The sequence below is a fragment of the Cryobacterium sinapicolor genome (assembly GCF_004403465.1).
GTDB classification, from domain to species: Bacteria; Actinomycetota; Actinomycetes; order Actinomycetales; family Microbacteriaceae; genus Cryobacterium; species Cryobacterium sinapicolor.
The window spans coordinates 54,689-69,703 of sequence record NZ_SOGQ01000042.1 but is presented as its reverse complement, the minus strand read 5'-3'; the positions used below and the strand labels follow the sequence as shown (position 1 = coordinate 69,703).

Below are 15,015 nucleotides of genomic sequence, written 5' to 3'. Positions count from 1 at the left end.
CCGCATTGAGAACGGCGACACTCGATCGGAGATGGGCAGGAACCACCCCTGGCGCGGCCAAATCGAACGTTTGCATCTTATGCGAAACATTCGCATAAAATGCGAATCCATGTCAAGCAGGAATAGGAAACCCCAGTTCAACTGCCACATCGGGCGACATCACCACCCAAGTCATGCACGACTGCACCACTTTGCCAGCACTCCAGTTCCATCCTGCCGACGGATAGATCCGCGCCGCGAGGGGGAGGTCGACCGAACCGGCGTATTCGCGTCCAATGCGAAGATGTCGGCTACAAACTGACATAATGTGCATTATCGGTCATATTCAGAAGGGGTCTGGACGGGGTTGGCAGCGTCGACTATCGTGTGCCGCACACGGTCATCGCAGGTCGTCGGTCACGCAACTCCCGACAGACACAGGTAGACGAACAGACACTCCACTTAAAAGCGAGAGGCGGCTGAAATGCCCAGCACCGTTACGACCTATGATCTCTCGCTCGATTCGAGAACGCTCAACGAATCCGAGATCAGCGGTGTGCGTCTGGCCATCGCCGGGACCGGCCTGCTCGCCCTCGTAGTCGGCATCCTGATCCTGGTCTGGCCGGACACCACTGTCGCCATCCTCGGAGTCCTGTTCGGCCTGTACTTCCTGATCAGCGGGATCGTTCATGTGGCCCGAGGATTGCTCACGAAAGGTGCTGCGGGGGGCAGTCGGGTATTGAACATCCTGCTCGGTGTGCTCCTGATCGTCGGCGGTATCGTGGCGATCCGGAACCCGCTGGACTCCCTGGCCGTTCTCGGGATGCTCATCGGCATCTCCTGGATCGTGGAAGGTGTGGCCGGGCTGGTTGAAACGGCACCGGACTCAAGCCGTTGGTTCGGCACACTTTTCGGGGCCATCGCCGTCGTCGCCGGCGTCGTGGTGCTCTTCTCCCCCGTCGAGTCGGTCACGATCCTGGTCGTGATCGGCGGGGTGTTCCTAGTTCTGTCCGGGATCGTCCAGCTGGTGCAGGCGTTCATGTTCGGCCGAGGCCGGCGGGCCACGCCCGACACGGCGTAGCGTACGGCTTACCTGCCCAGGCCGGGTGTCGGCCGCGTTCAGTTCTGGCTGGCGGCTTCGCCGACGTAGTCCGCGATGTCTCCGACGTACCGGGTGTTGTTCTCCGGAACCCCCTCGACGGCCGCCAGCGCCACCTCGGCGCCGAATTCGCTGACGTTGTACAGCCGGCCGGCGGCATCCTTGCGGGCGTTCATGGTGCCCGGGCTGGCACGCTCGAGCAGAACAGCGGTGACCGTTCCCTCGATGATGTCGCCGGATACGACGACGAATCCGATCCCGGCCTCCGCGAGTTCGGGGATGAGGGCGCGCAGGGCGTCCTCCCCGGCGCGCTTGCTGCGGGCGACCGGCTCGTATTCGGCCATGGTCGTCGTGGTCTCGACGAAGTGTGCCTGGTGGCTGGTGACGAACACCACTCGGGAACCCGGAGCCAGCAACGGCCGAGCAGCGTTGAGCAGGTTGACCTGGGCGTCCCGGTTCAGCTGCATGGCGTAATCCTCGGCCATGCCGCTCTCCATGCCGCCGGAAGCGTTCATGACGAGGATGTCGAGGCCGCCGAACTCCGCACGGATGATTTCGAACATGGCCGCGACGGATGCACCATCCGTCAGGTCTGCTCCGACCGTGACCGCCGTACCGCCTGCGGCACGAATGGCATCGGCAACCTTGATCGCCCGTGCCTCCTTGTTACGAAAGTTGATGGCTACGCTGGCGCCCGCCTCGGCGAAGAGGCCGACCGTGGCCGCTCCGACGCCACGGGACGACCCGGTGACAAGGGCGCGTTTACCGGTGAGAGAGCCGGCGTCGAGGGGATTTTTGGGTGCAGTGCTCACGACACGCAAGCCTAGCAACATGCGCGGCCCGCTTCGCCCGCGGCCTGCCTTGGCTTCCGCCGCCGACCAGGTGATAGCTTCGGAAGGGAAACGTCACGTGAGAGGTTCCAAAACTGATGGCTGACCTGACCGACTACCTGTGGATCGTGTGGCTCGTCTTCATTCTCGTCTGTGTGATCATCGAGTTGTTGTCCCTGGAATTCACCTTTCTGATGATCGCCGTCGGCAGCCTCGCCGGCTTGGGAGCGAACCTACTGGGAGCCGTGTGGTGGCTCCAGATCGTCACTGCCGCCGTGGTTTCAGTGCTGCTCATCCTGCTCATCCGCCCGTTTCTGTTGCGGGTGATGAGACAGGGTGCCGATCACACCCCCAGCAACGTGGCCGCACTGCTCGGAATGACGGCGCAGGTGCTGTCCACCGTTCGTCCTTCGGGCGGGATGGTCAAACTGGCCAACGGCGAGACGTGGACCGCCCGCCTCTCCCCCGACACCGATTCGCAGTCCGCCGAACCCGGTGAGATTGTTCGCGTTGCCGCGATCGAAGGCTCCACCGCCGTCGTTCTCCCCTCGGAAAGGAACATCACATAGTGCTCTCCACCGGTGAATTCATTGGGCAGATCTTCATTGCCGCCCTGCTCCTGGTGCTGGGGGTGTTCGTTGTCGTCGTTTTGATTCGGGCGATCAAGATCATCCCTCAGGCCAATGCCGGCGTCGTCGAGCGTCTGGGAAAGTATCACAAGACGCTCGAGCCGGGCCTGAACATTCTGGTCCCCTTCATCGATCGGGTGCGCCCGCTTCTCGACATGCGCGAGCAAGTCGTCTCGTTCCCCCCACAGCCGGTGATCACCGAGGACAATCTCGTGGTCTCCATCGACACAGTGGTGTACTTCCAGGTCACTGATGCCCGAGCCGCCACCTACGAGATCGCGAACTACCTGGGCGCGGTCGAGCAGCTCACCACGACGACGCTGCGCAACGTGGTCGGCGGCCTCAACCTCGAAGAGGCGCTGACCAGCCGCGACAACATCAACGGTCAGTTGCGGATTGTGCTGGACGAGGCGACCGGCAAGTGGGGCATCCGAGTCGGCCGGGTGGAGTTGAAAGCGATCGACCCGCCCCTGTCCATCCAGGATTCAATGGAGAAGCAGATGCGAGCCGAGCGCGACCGGCGCGCGGTCATCCTGACCGCTGAGGGCACGAAGCAGTCAGCGATTCTGACCGCCGAAGGGGCCCGGCAGGCGGCCATTCTGTCGGCGGAAGGTGACGCGAAGGCGGCGGTGCTGCGCGCGCAGGGTGAGGCCGAGGCGATCACCACGGTGTTCAAGGCGATCCATGACGGCGACCCGGATCCCAAGCTGCTGGCGTACCAGTACCTGCTGACGCTCCCCAAGCTGGCGGAGGGCAGCGCGAACAAACTGTGGATCGTGCCCAGCGAACTCACCGCGGCGATGAACGGCATCGGTGCAGCGTTCGGCCACGCCGCGGGTGGCTCCGTCCCGACTACCCCCGGCCAGTCCCCCGCCACCACGGAGCCGTAGGCGGCGATGTACCTCGAGGGGGTCGGGCCGCGTGTCTTCGCTCATCGCGGCCTCTGCCTCGAGGCCCCGGAGAACACCCTGTTGGCCTTCGAGCATGCGCTGGCCGCCGGTGCAACCCACCTCGAGACGGATGTCCATGCCACGGATGACGGGATCGCGGTGCTCAGCCACGACGCCGAGCATGACGTGGCGGGGACCCGCATCCGCCTGGACCAGCTCACCATGACCGAGCTGCGTCGGATCGGTGTCGGCAGGGGGCAGTCCTTCGCCTCACTGCGTGAGGGACTCGACGCTTTTCCGGAGGCCCGGTTCAACATCGACGTGAAGTCGACGGCAGCGATCGAGCCCACGGCCGCAGCGGTCCATGACGCCGGTGCCATCGATCGCGTCCTGATCACCTCCTTCTCCGAGACCCGCCGGCGTCGAACGAAGGCACTGCTCCCCGGGGTAGCCACATCGGCTTCCGCCTCGGTCCTGCTGCGTGCCGCCCTGGCCGCCGAATTGGGCGGGTCGGCTCCCCTGCGGCACACCCTGAGGGGCTGTGCCGCCGTGCAGGTGCCGGAGTCGGTGCGGTTTCTTCGTATTCTCACGCCCCGCTTCATCCGCGGCATGCACGCGGCCGGGGTCGAGGTCCACGTCTGGACCATCAACGAGCCAGAGTCCATGATCCGGCTCCTGGACCTGGGCGTCGACGGGCTCGTCACCGACCGGTGCGACCTGGCAGCGGCCATCATCAACGCGCGAACCTGAGAGTTGTCTCCGAGAAGTCAGATAACGGAAAGATAACGTCCAGCTTGATGGTTTATACCTGAGAGTTGCATCGCGAGAGGAGACCACACGATGGCGGATCGCAGTTTGCGTGGCATGAGGTTAGGCGCACAAAGCCTTCAAAGCGAAGAGGGCGTGACCTTTTCACCACGAGTTAGCCACACGTATTTGTGTGCAACGTGCGCACGGGAGACGGTCATGATCTTCTCGGCAGAGGCGGAAGCCCCTGACGAATGGGAGTGTCGTTTCTGTTCACAGACAGCAACCCGGCTGGTTGACTCCAAGCCGGTGACGGTCGACCACTCCGACGAGAAAGTACCCCGTACGCACTGGGACATGCTTCTGGAGCGTCGCACGCGAGCCGAGCTCGAGGAACTCCTCGAAGAACGGCTGACGTTCCTGCGGGAGCGTCGCGGACAGCAGAAGATCGGGGCCTGACCGGCCGCCTCTCTCGCCCAGAACTGATCACAATCACGCACTACGCGCCCGATTCCGTCGGGCGCGTAGTGCGTTAACGGAGCACAGCACCAGCCCCGCCAGGCCCATGCCGGACACCAGCCACTCGAGTGACCGCCCCGCCGCCATTGCCGGGGTGACCGTGTCGCTCAGCGGAACCGTTTGCACCATCGCCCCGGGCAACCAGGTCGGCAGGCTGTCGAGGGTGGCTCCGTCCGGGGTGATGATGGCGCTGGTGCCCACGGTCGAGATGTTGACGACCGTGCGCCCGGCCTCGATGGCCCGGAGCCGGGCGATGGCCAGCTGCTGAACGCTTTCGTCGGTACGGCCGAAATCAGCGTTGTTCGTCTGGGCGAGAATGATCTCTGCCCTGTCATCCACCATCTCCTGCACGAGCTGGTCGTCGGCAATGTCGAAGCAGATTGCGATCCCCGCTCTGATCTCGTTGATATCGAAGACATTGTCCCGGGTTCCGATGGAGTAGTCGCGCGCGATCAAATCGATCAGTTCGGGGGCGAACGGCCGCCAGAACGCCCGGTCCGGCATGTACTCAGCGAAGGGAACCGGGTGCACCTTGTCGTAGATGTCGACGGCGCCCTCCCCCTCCTGCCACAGTAGGGAACTGTTGTAGAACTTGTTGTCGCGCTGCGTGATCGTGCCCGCGATGATCGGCACGCCCATTTCGCGGCTGAGGAAGTCAAGGTTCCTCGCGGCATCCGCCGACCGAAGCGGGTCGATGTCGCTGGCGTTCTCCGGCCACACGACGAAGTCGACGTCCTCGTCGATCACGGCCAGGGTCGCCGACGTGTGATCCGCCAGAATCTGCCCCGGCGAGTAGCGTGCGAACAGACCGGCATCGGACGCCCCCTGGACGGCCGCCAGACGTGCCTCGCCCGTCTGAACCATGGGCCAGGCCGGGACGACCAGCAGGGCCGCGATCGCCCCCGCGGCGATGCCCGCCCGCACGGTGAACCGAACCGGGGTTTCGCGAAGCAGCTGCAAGGCCAGGGCGCAGAGCCAGACCAGGACGAAGCTGAGCCCCGACATGCCGACCCACGCCACGAGCGAATTGAACGGGCTCTCGGACTGGGAGATGGCCATCCGGCCCCAGGCGAAACCGCCGTACGGCCACACGGAGGCGAGAGCCTCCCGCGCCGTCCACATCCCGGCCACGACCACCGGCACCACGCCGAGGCGGCCCAGGGTGGTCGGCCACACCCGCGGCCCCACTTCGAGCACGACGCCGATCAGCGCCAGGCTGATGCCGAAGAAAATTGACTGAAGACCGGCCAGCGCCAACCACGGCACGGGCCCGAGATAGAGCGTCAGCCAGCTGATATGGATCAACCAGAACGACGCTCCGGCCACCATCCCGATCAGCAGGCCGGACCAGAAACCACGCCCCAGCAGGGCCAAGAGCATGAGGAAGACCCCGACCGGGGCCAGGATCCACCACGAGCGATCGGGGAACCCGGCGTCCAGGATGGCCCCGGCCAAGGCCGCGAGCAAAACAGCGGCCGGCAACGGGAGGGCCGGCGGCCGGAGGGTCCCCGAAATCACGTCAACAGCCTAAGCGACCGATGAGTAGGCCACGATCCCACGACGGATCGCATCCATGGCCTTACGAGCCATGCGGCCGACCGGGTCGTCGGCCACGACGGAGAGTTGATCCAGCAGGTCAATGGTCTGCTTGGTCCACCGCACGAAGTCGCCAGCCGCCATTTCGGCCTCATCCAGGACGTCGATGAGCGAGCCGTCTCGCGCCCACTTCCACATCGCCAGGCTGAGTCCCACCGCGAGGGGGTTACTGCCGGGAAGCTTGTGGTCGCGTTCGAGGTCGTCGAGGCGACTCCACAACTCCTGGGTCTCGCGCAGGGCCTCACGGAAGGCACCCTTGGGCAGGTATCGTTCGTCGATCAGACCCTCCTCGCGGCGGGGCTCGAACACGAGAGCGCAGGCCATGGCGGCCAGACCCGCTGGATCGAGGTCGTTCCACAGGCCCCGGCGCAGCGATTCCGCCACGAGCAGGTCGCGGTCCGCGTAGATGCGCCGAAGCATGAGGCCGCTCGAACTGAGCGTGACGGTGCCGTCGGGACCCGCGAGGAGATAGCCGTAGCCCACGAGGACTTCGGTCACGCGGTCGAAGACGCGAGCCACGGCACCGGTGCGCGTCGTGATCTGCTGGGTCAGGGCATCCGTGTCGCGTTTCAGCTTCCACCAGCGCTGCGCCCACCGTGCGTGCTGCTCGCGCTCCGGGCAGCTATGGCAGGGGTGCTCGCGCATGCGGCGGCGCAGGCTGCCGAGCTCGCGCTGGCGGCGTTCTCGCGCCGCACGAGCGCCGGTCTCCCCCGCCGCATTCTGGCGCTCGACATCGGTAAGGTTCCGGCGTATGGCGGAATACTCGATGAAATCACCCAGGTGGCAGACCATGGACAGAGAGAACCCGGCCAGGGATTCCTCCTGCTGGCGTACCTTACGGGCCAGATCGACGACGGCCCGATCGGCCTGGAACTGGGCGAACGAGGACTCGAGCACCTCACGCGTGCGTTCCCGACCGAACTGGTCGATCAGGTTGACGGTCATGTTGTAGGTCGGTTTGAAGCTGGAGTTGAGCGGATAGGTACGCCGGGAGGCAAGGGACGCGACCGTCTGAGGGTCGAGTCCGGATGCCCACTGGATCACCGAGTGGCCCTCGATGTCGATGCCGCGGCGCCCGGCCCGTCCGGTCAACTGGGTGTACTCCCCCGGGGTGATCGGCACTCTGGCCTCACCGTTGAACTTCTCGAGCTTGTCGAGCACCACCGTGCGGGCCGGCATGTTGATGCCCAGCGCCAGGGTCTCCGTCGCGAAGACAGCCTTCACGAGCTTCTTCTGGAACAGCTCCTCCACGACCTCCTTGAACGCAGGCAGCAGGCCGGCGTGGTGGGCGGCGACGCCCCGCTCGAGGCCGTCGAGCCATTCGAAATAGCCGAGCACACCGAGGTCCTCGTCGAGCAGCGTCCGGCAGCGCTCATCGACGATCTGACGGATCTCCTCGCGCTCCCGCGCATCGGTCAGACGCACGCCGGCCCGCAGCACCTGGCGGACCGCCTGGTCGCAGCCGACGCGACTGAAGATGAAGAAGATCGCCGGGAGGAGGTGCTTGCCCTCGAGCAGACGCACGATCTCGGAGCGATCCATCCGGCCCGGTTCGAAACCGCCGCGCGGCTGGGTTCCCCGGCCGCGATCACGGTCTCCGTCGCGTCCGCCGCCCCGACGCCCGTTCGCCGAGCGGGGTGCTGGTGCGCGCCCGCCCGATTGGGCCAGCCGCACCAGCTCCGGGTTCACGCGGTGAGTCCCGGCCAGCCCGGCCGCGTCGAAGAGGTCGAGCATTTTGCTCTTGACCAGTGCATGCTGTTCGAGCGGAACCGGTCGCTCCTCGGACACGATGACATCCGTCTCGCCGCGGACGGCCTGCAGCCAGTCGCCGAATTCTTCGGCGTTGGAGACCGTGGCGCTGAGCGAGACCATGCGCACATCCTGGGGCAGGTGGATGATGACCTCTTCCCAGACGGCGCCGCGGAATTTGTCGGCGAGGAAGTGGACCTCGTCCAGCACGACGAAGGCGAGGTTCGTGAGCAGGTCCGAATCGGCGTAGAGCATGTTGCGCAGCACTTCGGTCGTCATGACCACGATGCGGGCCTGAGGATTCACGTTTGTATCACCGGTGAGTAGGCCCACGGCATCCGCACCGTATTCCGCGACGAGCTCCTGGAACTTCTGGTTGCTCAGCGCCTTCATCGGGGCGGTGTAGAAGACCTTCTTCCGGGAGCTCTGCATCGCCAGGTGGATCGCGAACTCCGCGATCAGGGTCTTGCCGGCGCCCGTGGGCGCGGCGACCAGGACACTGTTGCCGTCTTCGAGGGACGCGCAGGCGGCCAGCTGGAACGGATCCAATTCGAAGCGGAGCCCGGCGCGGAATGACTCCAGGCGGGGCCGGCCGGCGCGGGCTCGAGAGGCGGCATAGCGTTCCGCGGGCGATTCAAGATAGGTCATCGGATGCGCTCAGAGCGCCAGCTCCTGTTCGAGGGCACGGGCACGCCGGGCGGCACGCCGATCGTGGAGGTACGCGATCCCATAGGCGGCGAAGTAGAGCACCACCATCGGGATGGCAAGCAGGAACATCGAGATCACGTCGGCCGCGGGGGTGGCGATCGCGGTGAACAGGGTGATCAGCAGCACGGCGATTCGCCACGATTTGATGATCGACTGGGCGCTGATCACGCCAGCCAGGTTGAGCAGAACGATGAAGACGGGCAGCACGAAGGCGACGCCGATCGCGATCATGAGCTTCAACACGAAATCGAGGTAGCTCTGCGCGACGATGAGCGCGGCGTCTTCCTTGGGCGCGAACCCCGTCATCAGCCCGACGATGTTCGGGAGGACGAACCAGCCGGCGGCGCAGCCCGCCAGAAAAAGCGGAATGGCGGTGAACAGGAAGCCGAAGGTGTACTGCTTCTCGACGCGGGTGAGGCCCGGAACCAGGAAGGCGAAGATCTGATAGAGCCAGACCGGGCTGGACACGACGAGACCCACGTAGAAGGCGATCTTCAACTTCAGGTCGAAAGCGCTGGTGATGTCCGGGTAGTTCAGCTGGGCCTTGCGGTCCTGCGCCTCGATGATGGCGTAAATGGGTTCGCGCAGGGCGTCCCACACGAAATCGGAGAGGAACCAGCCGACGATCGCTCCGACCAGGATTCCGGCCGCGGCAAGAAAAAGCCGCTTGCGCAGCTCCAGCAGATGTTGCCCCAGCGACATTTTTCCATCAGTTGCCGTGCGCCGAGGGGTTCGCCCCGCCACGGGACTTACGACTTCGTGGTCGGGTCGGCTGTGCCGGCGGCCTTCGAAGAGTCGTCAGCGCTGCCAGTCGTCTCGGCATCTTCTTTATCGCTCTTGATCTCGTTCTTGAAAATCTTCATCGACTGTCCGAGGCTGCGGGCGAGAGCCGGAAGCTTGGGCGCACCGAACAGAAGCAGAACGATGACGAGGATGATCAGGAAGTGCCATCCGGTCAGGTTGTTAAGCATCAGTATCTGTCCTCTGGGTCAATGGGCGAGTTGTGACTAGTTTACCTCTGGCGATCAAGGAATCCCGCCGACGCTGCCGACGCTGCCCACGATCGCGCTGAACCAGCTCGAGAGCGAAGTAGAGGTCTGCGAGGTCCGTGAAGATGGCCGGTCGGAATCGGTCCGGAGCCGGAGCCTCCTGCCCCCCAGTGACGTCCGAGACCAGATCGCCGAGTTCCTGGAGGGCTCTCACCGTCCCCCGGACCTTCTTGAACAGGGCGAACCCGAACCAGGCCAGCATAGCGAGCAGGCCGAGCACGAGGCCGGTCCAGATCAGAACCCACGACCACCAGGGCATCGTCTACTTCCCCACGTCAGTCGGTTCGGCCTCGTCATAGCGGGCTGCCCCGGCGGCGGCCCAGTCGCGGACGACCACGCGGGCGTCGGCAGGGGCAACCACTTCCACGACTCCGGCGAGGCCGGAGACGAGACGTTTGAGGCCGTGGAAGTGCGCCACCCGCAGTGTTCGGCGCACGCGGTCCCCCGGCGCACCGGCGGCACCGTGCGGGGCGTAGTCGGCGAGCAGCGGCACGGCCGACGTCGGAAGCTCGACCGTCACGTCGAGGTCGGAGGCGGAGCCCTCGAAGAGGGACTCGCTCGGCCCAGCGTCGGCAGACCGGAGGCTGGTCGGCACGTCGGTCGCGTGCAGATCACTCATCCGGTCGAGGCGGAAGGTGCGCGCCGCTTCGCGAAGATGGCACCAGCCGCGCAGGTACCAGTCACTGTCGACGGACTGGATGCGCCATGGGTCGACCAGGCGACGCTCATGCTCGCCACGGGCATTCAGGTAGTCGAACTCGATCTGGACTCCGTCGCGGACTGCGGCCTGTACGACCGTGATGCTGCTGCGGGCATCCGTTCCGGACACGGCAACCTGGCTGGGAGCGGCCGAGGCACTGCGGGTGAGTTTCGCCATCAGCGAGGCGATCGCGTCGACGTCGGCGTTCTCCGGAAGCGACGACAGGTACTGCAGACCGGCGATCAGCGCGGCGGCCTCCCGGGCGGAGAAGCGAGGCGAGTCGTCGATCGCCACGAGATGGGTGAGCACGATGACGTCGTTGGCTTCGAACTCGTCCCAGTGGATATCGAACAGGTCGCCGTGCAGATATTGCCGGGTCTCCCCCGGGATGCCGGAGACCGCGATAAGGTTGACCGCGTCGCGCACCCGGTCGGGTGCCACCCCGAAGTGCTCGGAGACCTCGGTCACGCTGATGCGGTCATGGTCCATCAGGAAGGGAACCAGCGCCAGCAGGAAGGTCAGCTTGTCGGATGCTCCGAGTGCCTGACCGCCGATCATGCGCCGGCCTCCGTCGACGCGTCCGGGTGCGGATTCACATCGGAATCGGAATCGGTGTGGGCATCCCGCACGCTGATCAGTCTCGACCGCACCGCCGCGCGTAGGAGTGCGGGCGAGTGCACCAGAACCTCCGGGCCGTAGCCGGCGAGCTCATCGGCGAGCACGTTGAGGTCGGTGTAGTTCAGATGCAGGGCGGATGCGTCCGCGTTCGCCGGGATTTCTCCCGGCGCGTGTCGCTTCGCCAGTCGCAACGCGGCATCGCTCCCCGGCCGGGCGGAGATCACGGCGACGTTGGCGATCCACAGCGCCTCGAGCTCGCTGAGGGCAGTCTGCCCCTGGCCTTCTCCGTGGGCTTCGAATGACGCGCCGGGAACGGTCACCACCGGCCCGACGATGCGGGAGAGCAGGTAGGTGCGGGTGGCCGCGGCATCCTGGTCGGTGCCGAACAGGTGCCAGCGTCCGTCATGCAGCACCATGGCGCGAGGCTCGACCTGGCGGCGGCGGGCGGCCGCCTCGCCGGGCTTCAGATAGAGGAAGGCGACAACCTGACCACGATCCATTGCTTTGCTGAGCGGTTCGAAGGACGCTTCTCGCACGCGGAGGGACGGCGAGTAGCCGAGCACGGGATCACTCGAGTCGATGCCCAGCGCGTGCAGTTTCGTCATGGCCCGCCGGGACTCCGCTGACAGGGAGCCCTCCCGCCAGACCGTCGCGGCCAGCTTCAGCAGCATCAGCTCGTCCGGGCTGAATACCACGTCCATCGGCAGCTCGTAGAGACCCTTGGGAATGCGGTATCGCAGGTGGTGGTTGCTTCCGGGATCGTCCGGTGGCTCCACCACCTCAAGGGGAATGCCCAGTTCGCGGATGTCGTCTTTGTCGCGCTCGAACTGCCGCTCCAGACTGGAGTTGTCGCCGCCGGGGAGGTAGCGCTGGCGGTACCCCTGGACTGTGGACAGAATATCGGCCTTGGTCAACCCGATTTCCGTTGCGATGAGCGCAAGTACAAGGCTGAACAGGCGTTCTTCTACCGAAACGCGGCTGTTCTTCTGAGTGGTGGACGACACGCTGCGAGTCTAACCGCCGCTTCGACGCCGAGGCTCAGTTCACGCCGAGGATATCGACGACGAACACGAGCGTCGAACCCGCAGGGATTGTCTGCGATGCTTCGTCTCCGTAGGCCTGATCGGGTGGGATGACGGCGATGACCTGCGAACCGACGGTCTGGCCGATGACGGCCTGGGCGAACCCGGGGATCAGCCCGCCCTCGGTCTTGGATCCGTCCGCGATCAGGAACTCGGCTGGTTTCCCGGCCTGCCAGCTGGAGTCGAAGACGGTCTTCTCGTTCCAGAGCACGCCCGTGTAGTGCAGAGTCGCGGTGTCGCCTTCCTCGATCTCCTCGCCGGCGCCCTTCTTGAGAACGCCGATCTTGAGATCGGTCGGTGGCTCGCTCGACGGAATCGTGAGGCCGGGGGTTCCGTCGGTCGCCAGGACAACGGAGGGAAGACCGCTCGCGACCGGCTGGTTGGCACCGTCGGCCCGAAGCAGGTTGGCTCGTACGACGTCGATCACGAAGACCAGGGAGTCGTCGGCACCGATACCGCTGTTGGCGTCTCCGCCGGCCGGGCCGAGCCCGTCGTCCGGAGAGACGATGAGGGCCAGCCGGGATCCGACCTGGGCGCATTCGAGGCCCGACGCCAGCCCCGGGAGGGTCTGCTCGTCGTCGAGGACGATGCTGGCCTGGTTGGCACCGTCGTATTCGCCCTCACTGATCAGCGCGCCCGTTGTGCCGTTGTACAGGCTGAGGTCGAGCTTGACCAGTTGTTCCGGGACGAGGCCGATTCCCGTACCGGCGATGACCTCGCTGACCTGAGTCGTGTCCGTCTTCAACGGCGTCGGAAAGTCCACCGTCGGCGCGGAGCCGAATTCACCCGACGCCGACACGAGCTTCGACGCCGCCCCCTCCGAGACCGAAGCCTCGCAGTCCGCGGCGTCGACGGGGGTGCTGCAGCCGGTCAGGACCGCGACCAGCAGGCCAGCGGAGGCGATGAGTGCAGGAGCTCTACGCACGGGATCTCATTTCAGTGTGGGGCAAGTGATTGTGCGGGACAGGGGCGAATTCGAGGCCAGTGGCAGGCCGACATCATCCTAACGGGCGTCGGGTGCGAGGTCGTCGGGTTCCCCCGCGTCGAGATCGCGAGCCTTGGAGATGGCTGCGCCGGTCTCCGCGATCCGGACGCGCTTGCGCATGACCTTCGAGCTGACACTCCGTTCACCGAGGGCGCCCGGAGTCCAGGCCTCCACATCGGCATCGGAGAAGTCGGTCTTCGACGGCCGTCGCTTCAGCTCCGGCAGGATCGTGTCCGGGGCGAGACGGCGGGCTGTGATCAGGAAGCCCGTGTGTCCGATCATCCGGTGATCGGGCCGCACGGCAAGACCCTCGACGTGCCAGCCACGAACCATGGTCTCGTTCGAGTCCGGATTCGTGTACAGACCGGTCGCACGGATGGCCTCGGCCACCCGCGAGAGCTGGGTCACCGTGGCCACGTAGCAGAGCAGCACTCCCCCGGGCTTGAGCGCGTCCGAGACGGATCCCAGGCATTCCCAGGGTGCGAGCATGTCGAGCACGACCCGGTCGACGCTCTGGGCCGGCATGGTGTCGGGCAGCGTGTCCGCGAGGTCGCCGAGCGTGATGCTCCAGTTGGCGGGATCGAACCCGAGGAAGGTCGCGATGTTGTCGCGGGCGACATCCGCGAATTCGCTGCGACGTTCGAAGGAGGCCAGCCGTCCGGCAGGGCCGATGGCGCGAAGCAGCCAGAGCGACAGGGCACCGGATCCGACGCCGGCCTCCACCACGGTCGCCCCCGGGAAGATGTCCGCCTGGGCGATGATCTGGGCTGCGTCCTTGGGATAGATGATGGCAGCACCGCGGGGCATCGACATCACGAAGTCGTTGAGCAGCGGGCGCAGGGCGAGGTGTTCCACGCCGACGTTGTTCGTGACGACCGAGCCGTCGGGGAGGCCGATGATGTCGTCGTGGGCAAGGATGCCCCGGTGGGTGTGGAAGACCTTGCCTGGTTCGAGCGTGATCGTGTTCAGTTTGTTCTTGGGTCCGGTCAGCTGCACCCGGTCGCCGATCCGGAAGGGTCCGCTGTTCTGGATGACCTGGTTGTCGCTCATGCGTGGGTTACGTCCTTGTTCTCGGGTCATTCGGAGTCGGTCAGGGCCGGGGAGCTTTCGACGGAGCCGCGTCGGGCGGTATAAAGCGCGGTGACGCCATCCAGGGTTCGACCGGCGAGGGTCGGCCACAGGTCGTAATGCGCGCTCTCGGGCAGGGACACCATGTGCGGGACGCCGATGACGACGGCCCCGGATGCCACGGCGGCCGCGATCCCCGGAATGGAGTCCTCGACCGCGATGCACTGCTCTGGGTTGACTCCAAGCAGCCCGGCAGCCGTCAGGTACGCCTCCGGGTGCGGCTTGCTGTGCGTGACCATATCGCCGGCGATGATGGTGTCGAAGGCGGTGAATCCGACGAGTTCGGCGATCTGGCGTGCCATCCGTTGCTGCGACATGGTGACCAGCGCCATGGGAACGCCGGCGGTCTTGAGCTGCGCGAGCAGTTCGAGGGCGCCGGGCCGCCACGGGGCGCCATGGGTGCTGAGGAGTTCCTGGACACGACTGGTGAGTCGGTGCACGATGACGTTGCCGGACAGGTCGACGCCCCGATTCTGCAAGATGACGGCGGAGCCCTCGAGGCCGGAGCCGACCAGCAGCATGGCGTCGCTGTGCGACCAGACGCCGCCGAAGGACTCGACCAATTCCGTCTCGGCGCGCATCCAGTAGGGCTCGGAGTCCACGATGGTGCCGTCCATGTCCCAAAGCACGGCCGCGGGCAGGGGGGAATTGACTCGGATCGCGTTCACGGAGTTCAAGTGTAGAGGGCACCGCCTATCCTTGATGGA

At 65.7% G+C, this 15,015-nt stretch carries 16 protein-coding genes; 5 read left to right on the top strand and 11 right to left on the bottom strand.

From position 1 onward, the window contains the following. Positions 1–463: 463 nt before the first annotated feature. Positions 464–1,060, top strand: a complete 597-nt coding sequence (locus E3T28_RS08760; protein WP_134429839.1) for an HdeD family acid-resistance protein — start codon at positions 464–466, stop codon at positions 1,058–1,060. 38 nt (positions 1,061–1,098) lie between these two features. On the opposite strand, the gene E3T28_RS08755 is transcribed toward E3T28_RS08760, so the two are convergent. After that, on the bottom strand, positions 1,099–1,890 hold the full coding sequence (locus E3T28_RS08755) for an SDR family oxidoreductase (RefSeq protein ID WP_241979244.1): 792 nt from the start codon (positions 1,888–1,890) through the stop codon (positions 1,099–1,101). A gap of 116 nt (positions 1,891–2,006) precedes the next feature. Here E3T28_RS08755 and E3T28_RS08750 point away from each other — a divergent pair, with 116 nt between their 5' ends. The 4 genes from E3T28_RS08750 (at position 2,007) to E3T28_RS08735 (ending at position 4,633) form a co-directional block, all read left to right on the top strand. After that, complete coding sequence (locus E3T28_RS08750; protein WP_174844006.1) at positions 2,007–2,477, top strand: NfeD family protein; 471 nt, start codon at positions 2,007–2,009, stop codon at positions 2,475–2,477. Between the two features lie 20 nt (positions 2,478–2,497). Beyond that, on the top strand, positions 2,498–3,427 hold the full coding sequence (locus E3T28_RS08745; protein WP_370260373.1) for an SPFH domain-containing protein: 930 nt from the start codon (positions 2,498–2,500) through the stop codon (positions 3,425–3,427). A 6-nt stretch (positions 3,428–3,433) separates the two neighbouring features. Beyond that, on the top strand, positions 3,434–4,177 hold the full coding sequence (locus E3T28_RS08740) for a glycerophosphodiester phosphodiesterase family protein (RefSeq protein ID WP_134429831.1): 744 nt from the start codon (positions 3,434–3,436) through the stop codon (positions 4,175–4,177). Between the two features lie 90 nt (positions 4,178–4,267). Then, on the top strand, positions 4,268–4,633 hold the full coding sequence (locus tag E3T28_RS08735) for an RNA polymerase-binding protein RbpA (protein WP_134429829.1): 366 nt from the start codon (positions 4,268–4,270) through the stop codon (positions 4,631–4,633). Positions 4,634–4,666: 33 nt separating this feature from the next. On the opposite strand, the gene lnt is transcribed toward E3T28_RS08735, so the two are convergent. The 10 genes from lnt to E3T28_RS08685 all read right to left on the bottom strand — a co-directional run bounded on the left by lnt (position 4,667) and on the right by E3T28_RS08685 (position 14,976). Next, entirely contained in the window at positions 4,667–6,211 is a 1,545-nt protein-coding gene (gene lnt, locus E3T28_RS08730; RefSeq protein WP_134429827.1) for an apolipoprotein N-acyltransferase, read from the bottom strand. A 9-nt stretch (positions 6,212–6,220) separates the two neighbouring features. Further along, positions 6,221–8,686 carry a DEAD/DEAH box helicase gene (locus E3T28_RS08725; protein WP_134429825.1) on the bottom strand — a complete coding sequence of 822 codons (2,466 nt, stop codon included), beginning with the start codon at positions 8,684–8,686 and terminating at the stop codon, positions 6,221–6,223. Between the two features lie 9 nt (positions 8,687–8,695). Continuing rightward, positions 8,696–9,448: a twin-arginine translocase subunit TatC gene (gene tatC, locus E3T28_RS08720; RefSeq protein ID WP_134429823.1), complete on the bottom strand. Its 753-nt coding sequence runs from the start codon at positions 9,446–9,448 to the stop codon at positions 8,696–8,698. Positions 9,449–9,495: 47 nt separating this feature from the next. Further along, entirely contained in the window at positions 9,496–9,717 is a 222-nt protein-coding gene (gene tatA, locus E3T28_RS17555) for a twin-arginine translocase TatA/TatE family subunit (RefSeq protein WP_134429821.1), read from the bottom strand. Next, positions 9,710–10,054, bottom strand: a complete 345-nt coding sequence (locus E3T28_RS08710) for a hypothetical protein (RefSeq protein WP_134429819.1) — start codon at positions 10,052–10,054, stop codon at positions 9,710–9,712. Before E3T28_RS08710 ends, tatA begins: the two co-directional genes overlap by 8 nt. A 3-nt stretch (positions 10,055–10,057) precedes the next feature. Continuing rightward, positions 10,058–11,053, bottom strand: a complete 996-nt coding sequence (locus E3T28_RS08705; RefSeq protein ID WP_134429817.1) for a helix-turn-helix transcriptional regulator — start codon at positions 11,051–11,053, stop codon at positions 10,058–10,060. Further along, complete coding sequence (locus E3T28_RS08700; RefSeq protein WP_134429815.1) at positions 11,050–12,117, bottom strand: helix-turn-helix transcriptional regulator; 1,068 nt, start codon at positions 12,115–12,117, stop codon at positions 11,050–11,052. Before E3T28_RS08700 ends, E3T28_RS08705 begins: the two co-directional genes overlap by 4 nt. Before the next feature lie 34 nt (positions 12,118–12,151). After that, positions 12,152–13,120: an FKBP-type peptidyl-prolyl cis-trans isomerase gene (locus E3T28_RS08695; RefSeq protein WP_134429813.1), complete on the bottom strand. Its 969-nt coding sequence runs from the start codon at positions 13,118–13,120 to the stop codon at positions 12,152–12,154. Positions 13,121–13,198: 78 nt separating this feature from the next. After that, the gene (locus tag E3T28_RS08690) at positions 13,199–14,230 is read right to left on the bottom strand and encodes a tRNA (adenine-N1)-methyltransferase (protein WP_134429811.1); all 1,032 of its coding nucleotides are present in this window, start codon (positions 14,228–14,230) and stop codon (positions 13,199–13,201) included. Between the two features lie 26 nt (positions 14,231–14,256). Continuing rightward, positions 14,257–14,976 (bottom strand): HAD family hydrolase, encoded by a 720-nt coding sequence (locus tag E3T28_RS08685; RefSeq protein ID WP_370260365.1) that lies wholly within the window; start codon positions 14,974–14,976, stop codon positions 14,257–14,259. Between the last annotated feature and the right edge of the window lie 39 nt (positions 14,977–15,015).

Excerpts from the sequence above, each read along its gene's own strand:
- E3T28_RS08760 (WP_134429839.1), top strand. The coding sequence starts at position 464 with ATGCCCAGCACCGTTACGACCTATGATCTCTCGCTCGATTCGAGAACG.
- E3T28_RS08750 (WP_174844006.1), top strand. The coding sequence starts at position 2,007 with ATGGCTGACCTGACCGACTACCTGTGGATCGTGTGGCTCGTCTTCATT.
- E3T28_RS08740 (WP_134429831.1), top strand. The coding sequence starts at position 3,434 with ATGTACCTCGAGGGGGTCGGGCCGCGTGTCTTCGCTCATCGCGGCCTC.
- E3T28_RS08735 (WP_134429829.1), top strand. The coding sequence starts at position 4,268 with ATGGCGGATCGCAGTTTGCGTGGCATGAGGTTAGGCGCACAAAGCCTT.
- E3T28_RS08725 (WP_134429825.1), bottom strand. The coding sequence starts at position 8,686 with ATGACCTATCTTGAATCGCCCGCGGAACGCTATGCCGCCTCTCGAGCC.
- tatC (WP_134429823.1), bottom strand. The coding sequence starts at position 9,448 with ATGTCGCTGGGGCAACATCTGCTGGAGCTGCGCAAGCGGCTTTTTCTT.
- tatA (WP_134429821.1), bottom strand. The coding sequence starts at position 9,717 with ATGCTTAACAACCTGACCGGATGGCACTTCCTGATCATCCTCGTCATC.
- E3T28_RS08710 (WP_134429819.1), bottom strand. The coding sequence starts at position 10,054 with ATGCCCTGGTGGTCGTGGGTTCTGATCTGGACCGGCCTCGTGCTCGGC.
- E3T28_RS08705 (WP_134429817.1), bottom strand. The coding sequence starts at position 11,053 with ATGATCGGCGGTCAGGCACTCGGAGCATCCGACAAGCTGACCTTCCTG.
- E3T28_RS08690 (WP_134429811.1), bottom strand. The coding sequence starts at position 14,230 with ATGAGCGACAACCAGGTCATCCAGAACAGCGGACCCTTCCGGATCGGC.